This window comes from Synechococcus sp. ATX 2A4 (genome assembly GCF_024346375.1).
GTDB lineage: Bacteria > Cyanobacteriota > Cyanobacteriia > PCC-6307 > Cyanobiaceae > MW101C3.
Genome location: NZ_JAGQCV010000012.1, coordinates 1 through 13,805, shown reverse-complemented (window position 1 = coordinate 13,805; position 13,805 = coordinate 1). Strand labels below are relative to the sequence as shown.

Genomic DNA, 13,805 nt, shown 5'->3' with positions numbered 1-13,805 from the left:
TGGGGATCAACACCCATACCTCCCCTGCTGTGCTCCGTCTGGAACGCGTCTCAAAGCTTTACCCCACCGGCGAAGTGCTGCGCGACGTCACCTGGGAAGTGAAGCCCGGCGACCGGATCGGTCTGGTGGGGGTCAACGGTGCCGGCAAATCCACCCAGCTGCGGCTGATCGCCGGGATTGAGGAGCCCACCAGCGGCCAGGTGGTGCGCCAGGGAAATCCCCGCATCGCGTACCTCAAGCAGGAATTCGATGTGGATCCCGGCCGCACCGTGCGGGAGGAGCTCTTCCAGGCGTTCGGGGAGGCCGCCGAAGTGCTGATCCGCCAGCACCGGGTTGAGCATGAAATGGCGGGCGAGCAGGCCAGCGCCGACCCCGACCATCTCGATGATCTGATCCACGAACTCGGGCGGCTGCACAGCCGTTTCGAAGCCCTGCACGGCTACGAGCTCGACGCCCGCATCGACAAGCTCCTGCCCACGATCGGCTTCACCCCCGAATCCGCCGACCTGCCGGTGGGCGACTATTCCGGCGGTTGGCAGATGCGGATCGCGCTGGGCAAGATCCTGCTGCAGGATCCCGATCTGCTGCTGCTCGACGAACCCACCAACCACCTGGATGTGGAAACGATCCAGTGGCTGGAGGGCTACCTGGTGGCCCAGCCCGTGCCGATCGTGGTGGTCAGCCACGACCGCACCTTCCTCGACAGGATCTGCAACCAGATCGTCGAAACCGAGCGCGGCATTTCCCGCACCTACCTGGGCAACTACAGCCAGCATCTTGAGCAGAAGCTGCTGGAACGGGAAGCCACCCAGGCCGCCTTCGAGCGCCAGCAGAAGGAACTGGCGGGCCAGCAGGCCTACATCGACCGTTTCCGCGCCAGCGCCACCCGCAGCACCCAGGCCAAGAGCCGCGAAAAGCTGCTGGAGAAGGTGGAGAGGATTGAAGCGCCGCTGGAGGGGGTGTCCGGGCCCAGCTTCCAGTTCCCGCCGGCGCCCCGCTCAGGCCGACAGGTGGCGCTGATCGAAGAGATGAGCCACAGCTACGGCGAGCGGATCCTGTTCCTCGGTGCGGGGCTGGAGGTGGAACGGGGCGACCGGATTGCCTTTGTCGGGCCCAATGGAGCCGGCAAGTCCACCTTGCTGCGCCTGGTGATGGGCCTCGAGCCCGTCGACGAGGGCACCGCTCGCCTGGGCGATCACAACGTGGTGCCGGGCTACTTCGAGCAGAACCAGGCCGAAGCGCTGAACCTGGAGAAAACCGTGATCGACACCCTGTTCGAGGCTGTGCCCGACTGGACCCAGACCCAGGTGCGTTCCCTGCTGGGCAGTTTCTGCTTCAGCAATGACGCGGTGTTCAAACAGGTGGGGCAGCTCAGCGGCGGCGAGAAGGCGCGGCTGGCACTGGCGTTGATGCTGCTCACCCCCTGCAACCTGCTGATCCTTGACGAGCCCACCAACCACCTCGACATCCCCGCCAAGCAGATGCTGGAACAGGCGCTGCAGCAATACGACGGGGCAGCCCTGATCGTTTCCCACGATCGCTACTTCATTGCCCAGGTGGCCAACCGCATCGTGGAGCTGCGCGACGGTGAACTGGTGCTCTATCGGGGCGATTACGCCTACTACCTGGAGAAAAAACGCGAAGAAGCCGAAGCGGAGCAACTGGTGCTGGAGGAACAGGTCCGCCGCGCCAAAGCAGCCGCCAACAAGGACAAGCAACAGGCCAAAGCGGCTTCCCGCAAGACCCGCCAGAACTGAGCAGGTCACGACCGCCACGCGGGGCATTTGCAGGCTCAGAACCAGCAGAAAAGCCTCAGGGCCTGGATGCTGCAGGGGGTACCACAAAAAACTTCATGAAGGCTTAGGCGAGAAAACTCATTTTTCTGGACCCCTGCCATTGATCTGCATATCCTGACCGTATCCCCTGCCGCAGGACCAATGATTGATCCCCGCCTGTCTTCCCAACCTTCCTTTGGTCCCGATGCCCTTGACACCGGCATGACCATCATGGATGCCGCCCTCGGGCGAGATGCCGCCGGCGACTCCGTGGAGTCTTACTTCGAATGCATCACCACGTGCTCACTGGATGACGGAGCCTGCATCACCCAGTGCGTTGAGCAGCTGCGGATGCATCACTGAGCCCAGCGGGTGAGACCCGACATGGGCGGATCCTGACAAGATCCCCCTAACTCTGTGGCGATCGATACGCGTGACCTCGAAACACTTCGTAGCATTGGGGCGGCTCATTGATCCGTCGCGATGCCAGGAATGTCCGAACCGCTCGCCCTCACCCTTGGCCAGAAATTCGAGTTGGAGCGCATGACCCGCGTCATCGATTCCACCGGAGACGCCCAATCCCTGCGCGGTCTGGCCAAACAGTTGCTTCAGGCCTGGCAAACCCAGCGGGCCGCCACCGAGTGGATGATGCGCCAGCAACTCGGCAGTCCGCCGAGTCGCCTCGGTGGCTCTGCAGGGGGCACTGAGGCCGGCAAGCTCCCGGTCAAGCAGGAGTTTTCCGTCGCCGGCCCGGATGTGCTCTGAATCTGGCTGTTGCCCTGCCCCCCTCCGGTTGTTCAGCGGTGAGCAACCCGCTGCACAACCGACACACCAACTCCAAAGCCCTTGGCAGTGAAAGCCCGAGGGCTTCTTTATGGGGCTTGCCACGGGACGGGCGATCCCGCCACTGGAGTCAGCTGCGCCTCCTGTTCAACGGCGCTGGCCCTGACCCACCATCGCCGTCGGCGTGATCTGAACATTGATGTCGGCGCCGTCGCGCTGGATGCGCACCGCCATCGGCCGGCCCACACCATTGTTTTCCACGGCGGCGATCATCTGGGAGGGCCCGGGAAGCGGGCGCCCCTCCACCGCCACAATCACATCGCCCGGCCGCAGACCCGCTGCCGCCGCAGGGCTGCCCGGCAGCACCGAGCGCACCAGGGCGCCACGTGGGGCCGTGCCTGGATTGGTGCCGGGCACGTTATCGAGGCCGACGCCAATCATCGGATGTTCGACCCGGCCGGTGGCCAGCAACTGATTGGCGATGCTGCGGGCCCGGTTGATCGGAATCGCAAAACCGAGGCCAGCGCCGGGGCCGGAGCGCACCAAGGTGTTGATCCCCACCACTTCACCATCGGCATTGAGCAAGGGCCCTCCGGAATTGCCGGGGTTGATGGCTGCGTCTGTCTGAATCAGATCCAGTCGCTTGTCGGTGATGCCCAGCTTGCTGACGTTGCGGTTGAGGTTGCTGATGATCCCCATGGTCACGGTGTTGTCGAGGCCGAAGGGATTGCCCACCGCAATCGCCCAGTCGCCCACTTGAAGCGCATCGGAATTCCCGAGCCTGGCCACCGGCCATGGCCCTGGGCTCAGCAACCGCACGAGGGCGAGATCGGTAAGCCTGTCAAGCCCCACCACTTTCCCCTCCACCCGGCGCCCATCTTTGAGGCCCACATACACCCGATCGCTGTTCTCCACCACGTGGGCGTTGGTCAGCAGCAGGCCATCGGACTGAAAGATCACCCCGCTGCCCTGGCCCCGCTCGGTCCGTTGGGACGGCTGCTGTGCCTGCGGCACGTTAAAGAACTGGCGGAAAAACGGATCCGCCATCAAGCCGCGCGGCAATCCTGTACCGCCGCCGCTCACCACCGTGCGCTCGGTGTCAATCGTCACAACAGCCGGCCCGGCGCTGCGGACGGCGGCCGTCACAAACGACTGTCTGGAGAGCCCCGGCGCACTACCTGGCTGAGCCTGGGCCGGCGCGGGAGCTGGTCGGGTGAGCACCGGGGAGGCCAGCAGAACCGCAAGAGGGAGGAGATAAGGAAGCTGGCGGAGCGGCAAACGTCTCATGGTCATGGCGATCAGGACAACAGCGGGGCGTGATTCCGACCGTAACGGTGCTGCCAGGAGTTCAGGAATGGCTGCGGCAGCAAAGGTGTGACGAAGTGCGGCACAGCGCGGGTGAGGGGGGATTTCGACACAGGCCCCAAAGCACTCCTAGAGTTAACGAACTTTTATGAACGAACATGGACACGAGCACAATTTTGCTGGTTGTTCTTTCTTTCGGCGCTGCCTGCAGCACCCTCTGGGCTTGGAGCATCGCTCCCGGGTCTTCAAGCAGGCGATGATGGGCCATGGCCTTCAACGGCCACGGCAGCTTGCCCGTCCCCGATGGACCCCTTCCTCGCCCGCCTCTTCCCGCTGCTCTACGCCGCCTGCCTGCTTGGTCTGTTGTGGCAGGCGTTTCGGGTGATGGCCAAGGGGTTCACGGCGGTTTCCCGCCCCAACGATCTCCCTTTTCCCACGCCCTTCGCCCCGGCCTCCGCGCCGTCGGTGAACACCGATCGCACGGGCCGTCTCACCATTCACCCGGAGCTGCTCGACGCCGACGGCAGCCTCACCCAGGAGGATCTGCTGACGGTGCGCTTCAGTGACGACGCGGAGGAAACGGTTCTTCCCCCTGAATCGCCCTAGGCGGCCTAGGGCCTATCGAGCTGCAGCACTGCCTCTTCAGGCCCGTGGTCTGGGCCTTGTTACAGGCCTTGGCTTGACCACAAGCCCACCGGATCAGCCTGCTCCGGTCCCATGGGCTGGTACAACCAGAACGTAGAACCGAATCACGGCGGAGGCCGACAGTTGGATCAAAGAACTCGAATCGTGGCGGCCGTTCTGCGCAGCCTTAAACTTCCGCCCCGGTTTCGCCTCCAGCTCACCAAGGAGGATCCGATTCGCCTGGAACTGAGCCTCACGCCCTCCTACGGCAAAGACCCGATCCTGGTGGGCCTGGTGGAATCCCAGGATCTGGTGGCCCGCCGCGATCGGGAGGGCAGGATTCCCCGCGATCTGCAGGGCACCTGGGACTGGACCGTGCGCCACGGCAAGGTCACCACAGGGGGCTGGAATCCTTACCTGAAGGAAGCCCTGCAAACGATGTTCGAAACCGGCCTGCCTGCGGTTGTCTACGAAGAAACCACTGGCGAGGCCTACCACCCGGTGGATGGGGCCCGTCACGTGCGCTGAAGCGCGGCCAGCGGTGACGCGCGCGGCTGCTGGGGGATGAAGCGGCGGCGCCATCGATTGAATCAACAGGCAAAGAAACGTGGCTAAGACCACCACCTGTGGTCCAGAGGGGCGCTAGAACGGACGCATCGGTTTCTTCCGTTTTTCTTTATGTCCTCGCTGGCCCTGTCGATCGGCCCCCTGGTGAGACTGCTGGCATCCCTCGGGCTGCTCAGCACCGCCCTGCTGGCTCTGATCCTCAAGCTGCTCGGCTGATCCGCAGCAGCCTCCCGCTGCCCCTCGCCATGCATCGGCTCGGACCTGTCCCCTCCGCAGCCGGCGGCTTGGCCGAGGAGCCTCTGCCGATCGATGCAGTCTTGCCGGAGATCCTTGAGCGGCTTGAAGCCGTCGGATCCACCCTGCTGCTGCATGCACCGCCTGGGGCGGGGAAAACAACACGCGTGCCGCTGGCGCTGCTGCACCGCCTGCAGGAGCAGCGCCCCGCTGGCGAGCGTCACACAGTTCTGATGCTGGAGCCCCGGCGTCTGGCGGCCAAGGCCGCCGCCCAGCGGCTCGCCGCCAGCCTCAAGGAAGCGGTGGGCGAAACGGTGGGTTACCGGGTGCGATTGGAGCAGCGCTGTTCGAAGGCCACCCGGCTTGAGGTGCTCACCGATGGGCTGTTCCTGCGGCGGCTGCAGGGCGATCCCGCGCTGACGGGCGTGTCGTGCGTGATCTTCGATGAGTTTCACGAGCGCCGGGCGGACACGGATCTCGCCCTGGCGCTGCTGCGGGAATCCCGGCCGCTGCTGGCGCCGGAGCTGCGGCTGCTGGTGATGTCGGCGACGCTGGATCTCACCCCACTGGCCCGGCAACTGCCGGAAGCCGCTGTGATCCGCAGTGAAGGGCAAAGCTTCCCGGTGGATCTGGCCTACCAGCCCCCAAGGCCGCAGGAAACCCTGGCCCAGCAGGTGGTGCGCGGGCTTGAGCAGCATTGGCTGGAAGGCCGCAGCGGCGGCGAAACCGTGCTGGTGTTTTTGCCCGGACAGAGGGAAATCCTCCACTGCCAGCGCGCGATCCAGGCCACCGGCTGGGGGGCCGAGCTGGAACTCGCCCTCCTGCACGGCGGCTTGCCCCTGGGGGCACAGTCAGCGGCGATGCGGGAGGCAGGCAACGGGGCGGGCAAGGTGGTGCTCGCCAGTGCCATCGCCGAAAGCTCGCTCACGATCGCGGGGGTGCGCCTGGTGATCGACAGCGGCCTCAGCCGTCGTAGCCGCTTCGATTCCAGCACCGGCATGGATGGGCTGGTCACGGTGCCGGCCAGCCAGGCCTCCGCCACGCAGCGCCGGGGAAGGGCCGGACGCCTGGGCCCAGGCCGCTGCCTTCGGCTCTGGTCACCGGCGGAACAACAGCGGCGTCCACTGTTCGACCTGCCCGAGCTGCTGGAGCGGGATCCCCTGCCAGTGGCCCTGCAACTGGCGCAGTGGGGCGCCGGAGCCGGTGCGTCGTTGCCCTGGCTGGATCCACCACCAAAGCTGCCGTTGCTGGCGGCAATCGACCTGCTGGGCCAGCTCGGGGCCACGGACGTCCAAGGCCACATCACGGCCCATGGCCGCGCCATGGCCCAGCTCGGCCTGCATCCCAGGCTCGCCCACATGCTCCTGCAGGCCAGGGGGCGGAACCAGCTGCCATTGGCCTGCGAGCTGGCGGTGCTGCTGGAGGCCCGCGATCCACTCGGGCTGCCGGAGGCCGGCTCAGATCTGCTGCTGCGGCTCGATTGGCTACGACAGGACAGCGCCGACCTGCGCCGTCAGCCCTTGCTGCAGCAGCTGGCGCAGCTGCAGGCGGGCGGGCGAGCCGCGACCTTAGCACTGGTGGCCAGCGGCGGCGGGGTCGGTGCGGGTGGATCCGAGGCGCAGCAGGCGGCCGAGCTGATCGGCTTGGCCTACCCCGAGCAGGTGGCGCTGGCCCGCCCGGAAGCCGGGGGCCGCTTTCTGATGCGCAACGGTCGCGGCGCCCGGCTCCATTGCGGTGATCCGCTGGCGGGCGCCGAGGCCCTGGCCATCGCCCGGGCAGACACCGGTGGCAGCGAGGCCCGGATTCTGCTGGCCCTGCCCATGGCACGGGCCAGCCTCGAGCGGCTGACCCAGCAGGAGGGCAGCAGCGTGGCAGCGGTGCGCTGGGACGGCCAGGAGCAACGGGTGGTAGCCGTGCAGGAACGCCGGCTGGGGGCCCTGGTACTGAGCCGGCGGACCTGGCAGGACGCCCCGCTCGACCAGGTGCAGGACGCCCTGATGGCGGGCCTGCGGGAGCACGGCCTGGACGCCCTGCCATGGAGCGCCGGCAGCCGGCAGTTGCAGCAGCGCCTCTGCCTGGCCCATCGCGAACTGGGGCCGCCCTGGCCAGACCGCAGCGAAGCGGCCCTTGGCAGCGATTTCGGCGCCTGGCTGGGCGATCAGCTTGCCGGCCGGCGTTCCCTTCAGGATCTGCAAGCGCTCGATCTGCAGGAAGCGCTCTGGTCGGGGATCTCCTGGGACTGGCGCCGGGACCTGGACCGGCTCCTGCCTGCCAAGGTGCTGGTGCCGTCGGGGCGTCTGCTGGCGATCGACTACAGCCACACCCCCCCCGTGCTGGCCGTGCGGCTGCAGGAGATGTTCGGCTGCACCCGCGCGCCGGCGTTGCTGGAGGGGCGCCTGGCGGTGACCCTGCACCTGCTCTCTCCCGCCGGCCGCCCGGTCCAGATCACCCAGGACCTTGATGGCTTCTGGAGCAGCAGCTACCGGCAGGTGCGCGCCGAGCTCCGAGGCCGCTACCCGCGTCATCCGTGGCCGGAGGATCCCCGCCAGTCCCTGCCCACGAGCCGTGGCAAGCCCGCTTCACCCAAATAACTGAACTGTGATCACGGCGCAATGACCACAACGTCTTGATCGCTGCGAAGGGGTGACCTCAAGCGTCAGTCGAACAGGTGGGCAAAGCCGAAATGCCTGAGCCCTTCCACGATGCCCTCACAGCCAGGGGCGCGCGCCGCATAGGTGCGCTGCAGACGGGGCAGCGCCTGGCGCAGGGCCGGTTCGGCGTTGCCCACCATCACGCCCTTGAGGCCGGTCTCGAACATGGCCAGATCGTTGAGGCTGTCTCCGGCGGTGATCACCGTGTTCGGATCCAGCTCCAGCCACTGCAGCAGTGCCATCAGTGTCGAGCCCTTGTTGACGCCCGCTGGCAGCAAATCCAGATAGCGGTCGGCAGAGATGAGGCAATCCACCCCCTGGGCGCTCAGCCGGGCCGGCAGCCCCGGGTCGAGCTTGCCCAGGTCCACGTCGTAGGCGAGGCGGCGGTGGGCACTCACCGGCTGGGGGCTGAGCCCGGGCTGGTTGCGCAGCAGTGGTGCCAGCCGTTCAGCGCAGCCCTGCCAGCGACGCTCGATCGGCTCCACCAGACCCGGCAGAAGCGCCAAGCTGGTGCCACAGGCCACGGTGGCACCCACATCACTGATCACCAGATGGGGACTGGGGGGGCGCTGGGCGGCCTCCTGCAGCAGCAAGCGGCCCACGGAGGCCAGATCCCTGCCGGTGCTGAACACATGCAGCACCCGGTCGCGGCGCTGCTCCAACCAGGCATAGAACGCGCCCTTGGCAACCACACTCCCCTCCAGCAGCGTGCCATCGAGATCGGTGACGAGCACCAGCTCCGGGTCTGGCGGCAGTCGAGCCACCAGCTGAGCAGTGGCCGGATGCTCTGTCGCGCCTGGATCGCTGGCGCGTCGTTCATTGGCGGGATGGTCGATGGCGAGGCAGTCGATGGTGTGGTGGCTTTTAGAGCGCTGGCTGGGGATCACTTGTTGGAGGGTCCCCCTGTTTGGCGGGTCCCTACTTAGCGGGTCCCTGCTTGGTGGCCCGTCGTCCAAGCACCCCGTAGGGCGGGCATCCGAACCGGAAGTGCAACCCGGCGACTGTCAAGTCAACGCCAACTTTCGTTACAGTTTGACCTGTCATTGAGCATCCGTCATGGCTGACTCCACCTCCCCACGCTTCGGCTTCGTCAACTTCGCGGAAACCTGGAATGGCCGCTTGGCCATGCTGGGCTTCGTGATCGGCCTGGCCACCGAAGTGCTCACAGGCCAGGGAATTCTCTCCCAGATTGGCCTCGGCTGAGTTCCCTGCCTGCTTGTTCCCTTTGGCCCCCATTGCTCCTACGGGAGCAGTGGGGTTTGTTGCTTTGACGTTTCACGGGCGGACAGTCCACCGATCCCCATGCTGTCGCCCGATCGGCAAGACTGAGCCTTCGGTGCCGAGATCGCTCGCATGGCTCCCTTCTACGTCAAGAACCGACGCGATGGATCTCGCCTGTTAAGTACCGCACTGGTGGTGTGCGCTGCGGGATTGATGCGTTTCGATCACCCCAGCGGCCGAACCATTTTCCTGGCGGCCGCCGCCTTGAGTGTCTACTGGGGTTTCTGCTACGGCCGTCTTGAACGCTGATTCCGCCACCGGTGTTCTCGCCCGCTTCAGTGTGGCCGAACTCAACAGCGCGATCGGCACTTTGATCGAGCGGGGGTTTGCGCCGCGCTTCCTGCTGGAAGCGACCGTTTCTCGGCCCCAGCTCAAGAAGGGTCACCTCTGGCTCACGTTGATGGACGAAGAGGCCTCTATTTCCGGCGTGGTGTGGGCCTCCCAGTTGCCGCGGCTCAGCTTTCGCCCCGGCGATGGGGATGGCGTCACAGTGGTGGGGAAGCTGAATTTCTGGGCGGCCCGGGCCACCCTTTGCGTTCAGGTTCTTGACGTCAGGCCAAGTCTCAGCAGTGTGCTGCGCCGTTTTGAGCGGGTTCGCGATCTGCTCGAACCATCGGGGATCTTCGATTCCGCCCGCAAACGCCCCCTCCCCGCTCTCCCCGAGGCGATTGCCTTGCTCACCAGCGTGCCTAGTGCAGCGCTCGCCGACATGCTCCGCACCGCGAGGGAACGCTGGCCGGCCACCCGGATCGTGATCCTGCCGATCCCTGTACAGGGAGGCGTGGAGGAGGAGATCTGCCGCGCCATCGCCGCGGTGGGCCGGCACGCTGGTGCACTCGGCATTGAGGCGCTGGTGCTGGCCCGTGGCGGGGGGAGCCGTGAAGATCTCTCTGTCTTCGATGGCGAAGAGCTTGCCCAGGCCCTGGCGGCGTGCCCCTTGCCCGTCGTCACCGGGCTCGGCCATGAAAATGACACCACCATCGCCGACCTGGTGGCGGACTACCGGGCCGCCACCCCCACGGCCGCGCTGGTGGCCCTGCTGCCAGATCGCACCAGCGCCCAACAGCGTCTGCGCTCGCTCCGATCGCAGCTAGGGGGCGAACTGCGCTGGCGGCTGCAGAGCCAACGCCAGACCCTGCTCGCCCTGGCGGCCCAGCGCGGCAGTAGCCATCCCGCCCGGATCCTGCAACAGCGCCGCCAGCGGCTCCACCAACTGGGTCACCTGCGCGAAGCCCTCTCACCGCAACGCCTGCTCCGCCGGGGCTTCTGCCTGGCCCGTGGTGAGGAGGGTCAGCTGGTGCGCTCGCTGGCGCAGGTGAACACTGGTCAACATCTGCAGCTGCAGTGGGCCGATGGCCTGGCGGGCGTCCAGGTCACCAATACCAACCCCACCGGAGAAGCCGTGGTCGATCCTTTTGCCGTCCTGTCCCCGCCATGACCACACGCAAGAGCAAGCCGCTGGCCAAAGTCGCCACTGGCCCCAAAGCCGGCCTGCCGCCCTCCTGGGCGGCGGAGGTCGCCGAACTCACGTACAGCCAGGCACTCACAGCGCTGGAGCTGTCCCTGGCCCAGCTGCAGTCGGAGGATCTCGAAGTGGAAAAGATGGCTGAGCTCTATCAGCGGGCGCTTGCCTATGGCGAACGCTGCGAAGCCGTGCTGCAGCAGGTGGAGCAAGAGGTCTTGCAGCTTGAGGTCACCGAGCTCGACCAGGCCACTACTACCCCGTTCACGGAGACGCTGCCTTGACGACACCATCGGCTTCAGATCTGCCCACTTCCGTGGCGATCACAGGGACACCCACCGGCGCGCATCGTCTCCAGTGGCTGTACCTGGCATTGGCAGTGATGGGAGCTGTCCTGCCCTGGCTGGCCAATCTGGAGTTCATCCAGCTCAGTGACAACGCCTTCGATCTGGGCCTGTTCCTCCAACAGGCCAATGCCAACCCGGCGGCGCAGTCACTGTCACGTGATCTGTTCATCGGCGCCTCAGCCGTGACCATCTGGATGGTGGCGGAAGCGCGCCGGTTGCAGGTGAAGGGCCTGGGAATCTGCCTGCTGTGCTGTGTGACGCTCGCCTTCGCCTGCGGCGCTCCCTTGTTCCTGTTTCTGCGCGAGAGGCGGTTGCAGGAGCTGGAGCGCGTCAGTGCAGTCAACGCAACGGAATGAGGGAAGACACCGGTGTCAGCGATGTCACGGTCGTTGAGTAGGGATACCGGTGACGGCCCTGCACAACCGAGGAGCATTCGCACGGGGGTGTTCCTCTGCTCCGTGACACCAAGCAATCCGAACCGTCTGCTCTGTGGCACAAATGACTCCACACCGCCATTGCTTTCCATACCGGATCAATCCGGCGGTGTGGAGTCATTGATCGGCTTTGCAGCAACGTCGATGGTCACATCGCTTGGCGCGGGATCTCGCCCGGCGTGGCGATTCCCTGCGTCCATCCCAGCTGCGCTGTCGATCTGGATGAAGAGGGAGCGGTTGAACAGCGGGCCAGAAAACGGTGACCGCCGCAGCCCGTCGTCCACTGGAGCCTGCGATTCGCGATCGGAGGTGCGCGCCGATGGTCCATCAAGGTCAAGGCGGGATCCGCAGGCCGGGCACTGCTCCAGAGCCATGGTGGTGAGTCCACAGGTGGAACAGGTGCGCACCCGGCTGCTGAGAATCCGCCAAGCCACCCATCCCCCGCCGGCCAACAGGAAAGGCAACAGCACAATCACGAGGGTGAGCCCCCCCAACAGATCGAGGATCAGCCGTCCTACAGGCCCTGGAGCGAGCAGCAGCAGCGCGCCCAACACGATCCAGACCCAGGGAATGCGGCGCTCCATCAGCGCTGAAAGCGGGGGTCGCTTTCGATCCACCGCTCTAGGGCAGCAAGCCCTTCAATGCCGGCCCAGCCAAACAGTGCTGTGCCCACCAGGAAGCCAAAAAGAAGGCCAGCCCCCAACAGCACGGGCACCACTGCGAGGCTGAGAAGAACGATGAGAATAATGGAACCCACGCCAGCAGCGAGCAACAACACGCTGGCTGGGAGTGGTCGCAATGAGAGACCTGCTCGGGCCACACGGTTACCTCCAATGACCATCATCCTCGCTTGAGCGAAGCGGGCTGGTCCACCAGCCCGAGGTGTGGATCGCCCCCACGCCCCCGCCGTCCCAGCACCACGCTCCAAGCGATGCCGTAATAGAAGATCAAACCCTGCAGCCAGACCCACAGGGTTAACACCAGCACACCACTGATCACGCCATAAGCCTGAAAGCGAGTGCCGAGGGAAACGAGGCTTCGGCCCACCGCGAGGTTCAAGAGCAACTGCACCACGCCAATCAGCAACGCAGCCGGCAGCAGAGGACGCCATGGAATGGTGCCGGATGGCAGCACACGCAACAGCAGGAAGGCCACCAACACAGATGTCAGGAGCGACCCCAAAACATTCAGGACAGTGGGATCAGGCAGGAAGACCTGGATCAGCCAAGAGAAGTGAGTATCGAACAGTGTGCGCCATGTCTGCGTTCCCATAGACCTTATGTTTGTGGTGAGCTGATCAATCACCAGCAGCACACCCACTGAACCTACAAGCCCAAACGCCTTGAGACGCTGCAACACAAAGCGCCGCACAGCACGCAGAGAATCGATCCGAGACGGAGAGGCAACGAGGGGAGTGCTCCCTGGATCCCCCACAATCTGTCGGCTCCGCGCTGCAGGGTGAGGTAGGCGTTGCTGGATGTGAGCAACAGCATCCCCACACCAAACCATCCGGCACTTCCCCTGGCTGTCTGCAGCCTGAGAAGGGTGGTGCGAATGAACGGCAGCGAGGCTTCAGGGAAAAACTGCGCGGACCAGCTGATGATTTGCTCAGTGAGACCATCCTCCCTGCCGAGAATGCCACTTGCCGTTGAGAGCACGATCAACAGCACCGGAAAGATCGATTGAAGTGTGTGGTAGGCGAAGGCTGCACTGAGATCAATACAGTCACACCGATCCCAAAGGCGATAGGCCCTCCACCCAGTCAGGACAAGTCTCTTAGCTCCCTGCGGAAGCCTGATGTTCACAGCATCAACACGGTCAGCCTGGGTACTGTAAGCAGCCATCAGCCGTGCACAAGCCTTGGCATGGGCAAGTCAAACCGGTACGTGGGCCAGGCGATGCTCACGCTCTACAAACCCTAGAGGCCTGATTCCCCAGCTCACCATGTCACGAGCAATGACTGCCGGCGGCGCTGTCAACGTACAGCATCAGAGCAAAACCATGCTCGGAATCATGATGACAAAGTGATTCACATCTTCAGCCCTTCCGGTATCCATACACACCCCAAATTGACATCGCGCAAGTTCGGCGAGCCAACCAACCAGCCAACGAACTCATTAAACAACGAATCAATCAACTATCGAATTCAGGAATTCACGATTTGACGAATTGACGAATTGACGAGCGATCAAGCCAACAAAAAAGCCACCCTCTTGGGTGGCCTTCAAGTGCATGTCTTGATCCATGGTGCCATCATCAGACGACAAAGCACGATCTAAACAATGCAAAGTGTGAACAAAGAGTTTTATCCTGGCATTGAGCTATTTTTGCAGGAAGCTACC

17 protein-coding genes are annotated in these 13,805 nt (G+C 64.8%); 11 read left to right on the top strand and 6 right to left on the bottom strand.

The features are described 5' to 3' along the window. The first annotated feature begins 29 nt into the window (after positions 1 to 29). From KBY97_RS11645 to KBY97_RS11635, 3 genes are all read left to right on the top strand, one after another. Complete coding sequence (locus tag KBY97_RS11645; RefSeq protein WP_255147163.1) at positions 30 to 1,757, top strand: ABC-F family ATP-binding cassette domain-containing protein; 1,728 nt, start codon at positions 30 to 32, stop codon at positions 1,755 to 1,757. 180 nt (positions 1,758 to 1,937) lie between these two features. Further along, positions 1,938 to 2,138 carry a hypothetical protein gene (locus KBY97_RS11640; RefSeq protein WP_255147293.1) on the top strand — a complete coding sequence of 67 codons (201 nt, stop codon included), beginning with the start codon at positions 1,938 to 1,940 and terminating at the stop codon, positions 2,136 to 2,138. Between the two features lie 129 nt (positions 2,139 to 2,267). After that, positions 2,268 to 2,540, top strand: a complete 273-nt coding sequence (locus tag KBY97_RS11635; RefSeq protein ID WP_255147161.1) for a hypothetical protein — start codon at positions 2,268 to 2,270, stop codon at positions 2,538 to 2,540. Between the two features lie 165 nt (positions 2,541 to 2,705). Here KBY97_RS11635 and KBY97_RS11630 read toward each other — a convergent pair whose 3' ends face one another. Further along, the gene (locus KBY97_RS11630; protein ID WP_399217753.1) at positions 2,706 to 3,845 is read right to left on the bottom strand and encodes a trypsin-like peptidase domain-containing protein; all 1,140 of its coding nucleotides are present in this window, start codon (positions 3,843 to 3,845) and stop codon (positions 2,706 to 2,708) included. Positions 3,846 to 4,166: 321 nt separating this feature from the next. Between KBY97_RS11630 and KBY97_RS11625 the strand changes: the two genes are divergently transcribed. The 3 genes from KBY97_RS11625 (at position 4,167) to hrpB (ending at position 7,879) form a co-directional block, all read left to right on the top strand. Further along, positions 4,167 to 4,469, top strand: a complete 303-nt coding sequence (locus tag KBY97_RS11625) for a DUF2973 domain-containing protein (RefSeq protein WP_255147158.1) — start codon at positions 4,167 to 4,169, stop codon at positions 4,467 to 4,469. A 162-nt stretch (positions 4,470 to 4,631) separates the two neighbouring features. After that, the gene (locus tag KBY97_RS11620) at positions 4,632 to 5,015 is read left to right on the top strand and encodes a hypothetical protein (RefSeq protein ID WP_094512782.1); all 384 of its coding nucleotides are present in this window, start codon (positions 4,632 to 4,634) and stop codon (positions 5,013 to 5,015) included. A 323-nt stretch (positions 5,016 to 5,338) separates the two neighbouring features. After that, positions 5,339 to 7,879: an ATP-dependent helicase HrpB gene (gene hrpB / locus KBY97_RS11615; RefSeq protein ID WP_255147157.1), complete on the top strand. Its 2,541-nt coding sequence runs from the start codon at positions 5,339 to 5,341 to the stop codon at positions 7,877 to 7,879. 65 nt (positions 7,880 to 7,944) lie between these two features. On the opposite strand, the gene KBY97_RS11610 is transcribed toward hrpB, so the two are convergent. Further along, positions 7,945 to 8,826 (bottom strand): HAD family hydrolase, encoded by an 882-nt coding sequence (locus KBY97_RS11610; RefSeq protein ID WP_255147156.1) that lies wholly within the window; start codon positions 8,824 to 8,826, stop codon positions 7,945 to 7,947. A gap of 169 nt (positions 8,827 to 8,995) precedes the next feature. Here KBY97_RS11610 and KBY97_RS11605 point away from each other — a divergent pair, with 169 nt between their 5' ends. From KBY97_RS11605 to KBY97_RS11585, 5 genes are all read left to right on the top strand, one after another. Beyond that, a complete protein-coding gene (locus KBY97_RS11605) occupies positions 8,996 to 9,142 on the top strand; it encodes a chlorophyll a/b-binding protein (protein ID WP_255147155.1) in 147 nt (48 codons plus the stop codon). A gap of 150 nt (positions 9,143 to 9,292) precedes the next feature. Continuing rightward, entirely contained in the window at positions 9,293 to 9,469 is a 177-nt protein-coding gene (locus KBY97_RS11600) for a hypothetical protein (protein ID WP_255147154.1), read from the top strand. Continuing rightward, complete coding sequence (gene xseA / locus KBY97_RS11595; RefSeq protein WP_255147153.1) at positions 9,459 to 10,658, top strand: exodeoxyribonuclease VII large subunit; 1,200 nt, start codon at positions 9,459 to 9,461, stop codon at positions 10,656 to 10,658. Before KBY97_RS11600 ends, xseA begins: the two co-directional genes overlap by 11 nt. Continuing rightward, a complete protein-coding gene (gene xseB, locus KBY97_RS11590) occupies positions 10,655 to 10,966 on the top strand; it encodes an exodeoxyribonuclease VII small subunit (protein WP_255147152.1) in 312 nt (103 codons plus the stop codon). Before xseA ends, xseB begins: the two co-directional genes overlap by 4 nt. A 38-nt stretch (positions 10,967 to 11,004) precedes the next feature. Next, positions 11,005 to 11,385, top strand: coding sequence for a DUF2834 domain-containing protein (locus KBY97_RS11585; RefSeq protein ID WP_255147279.1), 381 nt, complete (start codon positions 11,005 to 11,007; stop codon positions 11,383 to 11,385). Positions 11,386 to 11,561: 176 nt separating this feature from the next. Here the strand turns inward: KBY97_RS11585 and KBY97_RS11580 are convergent, their stop codons facing one another. The 4 genes from KBY97_RS11580 to KBY97_RS11565 all read right to left on the bottom strand — a co-directional run bounded on the left by KBY97_RS11580 (position 11,562) and on the right by KBY97_RS11565 (position 13,307). Continuing rightward, a complete protein-coding gene (locus KBY97_RS11580) occupies positions 11,562 to 12,047 on the bottom strand; it encodes a zinc ribbon domain-containing protein (protein ID WP_255147151.1) in 486 nt (161 codons plus the stop codon). After that, a complete protein-coding gene (locus KBY97_RS11575) occupies positions 12,047 to 12,241 on the bottom strand; it encodes a glypican (RefSeq protein WP_255147150.1) in 195 nt (64 codons plus the stop codon). The genes KBY97_RS11580 and KBY97_RS11575 overlap by 1 nt, the downstream gene beginning before the upstream one ends. Positions 12,242 to 12,303: 62 nt before the next feature. After that, a complete protein-coding gene (locus tag KBY97_RS11570; protein WP_255147149.1) occupies positions 12,304 to 12,819 on the bottom strand; it encodes a YhjD/YihY/BrkB family envelope integrity protein in 516 nt (171 codons plus the stop codon). Continuing rightward, entirely contained in the window at positions 12,789 to 13,307 is a 519-nt protein-coding gene (locus tag KBY97_RS11565; RefSeq protein WP_255147147.1) for a YihY/virulence factor BrkB family protein, read from the bottom strand. The genes KBY97_RS11570 and KBY97_RS11565 overlap by 31 nt, the downstream gene beginning before the upstream one ends. Positions 13,308 to 13,805: the final 498 nt, after the last annotated feature.

Coding starts and splice junctions, on each gene's coding strand:
- KBY97_RS11640 (WP_255147293.1), top strand. CDS start 1,938: ATGATTGATCCCCGCCTGTCTTCCCAACCTTCCTTTGGTCCCGATGCC.
- KBY97_RS11635 (WP_255147161.1), top strand. CDS start 2,268: ATGTCCGAACCGCTCGCCCTCACCCTTGGCCAGAAATTCGAGTTGGAG.
- KBY97_RS11630 (WP_399217753.1), bottom strand. CDS start 3,845: ATGAGACGTTTGCCGCTCCGCCAGCTTCCTTATCTCCTCCCTCTTGCG.
- KBY97_RS11625 (WP_255147158.1), top strand. CDS start 4,167: ATGGACCCCTTCCTCGCCCGCCTCTTCCCGCTGCTCTACGCCGCCTGC.
- KBY97_RS11605 (WP_255147155.1), top strand. CDS start 8,996: ATGGCTGACTCCACCTCCCCACGCTTCGGCTTCGTCAACTTCGCGGAA.
- KBY97_RS11600 (WP_255147154.1), top strand. CDS start 9,293: ATGGCTCCCTTCTACGTCAAGAACCGACGCGATGGATCTCGCCTGTTA.
- xseB (WP_255147152.1), top strand. CDS start 10,655: ATGACCACACGCAAGAGCAAGCCGCTGGCCAAAGTCGCCACTGGCCCC.
- KBY97_RS11580 (WP_255147151.1), bottom strand. CDS start 12,047: ATGGAGCGCCGCATTCCCTGGGTCTGGATCGTGTTGGGCGCGCTGCTG.
- KBY97_RS11565 (WP_255147147.1), bottom strand. CDS start 13,307: ATGGCTGCTTACAGTACCCAGGCTGACCGTGTTGATGCTGTGAACATC.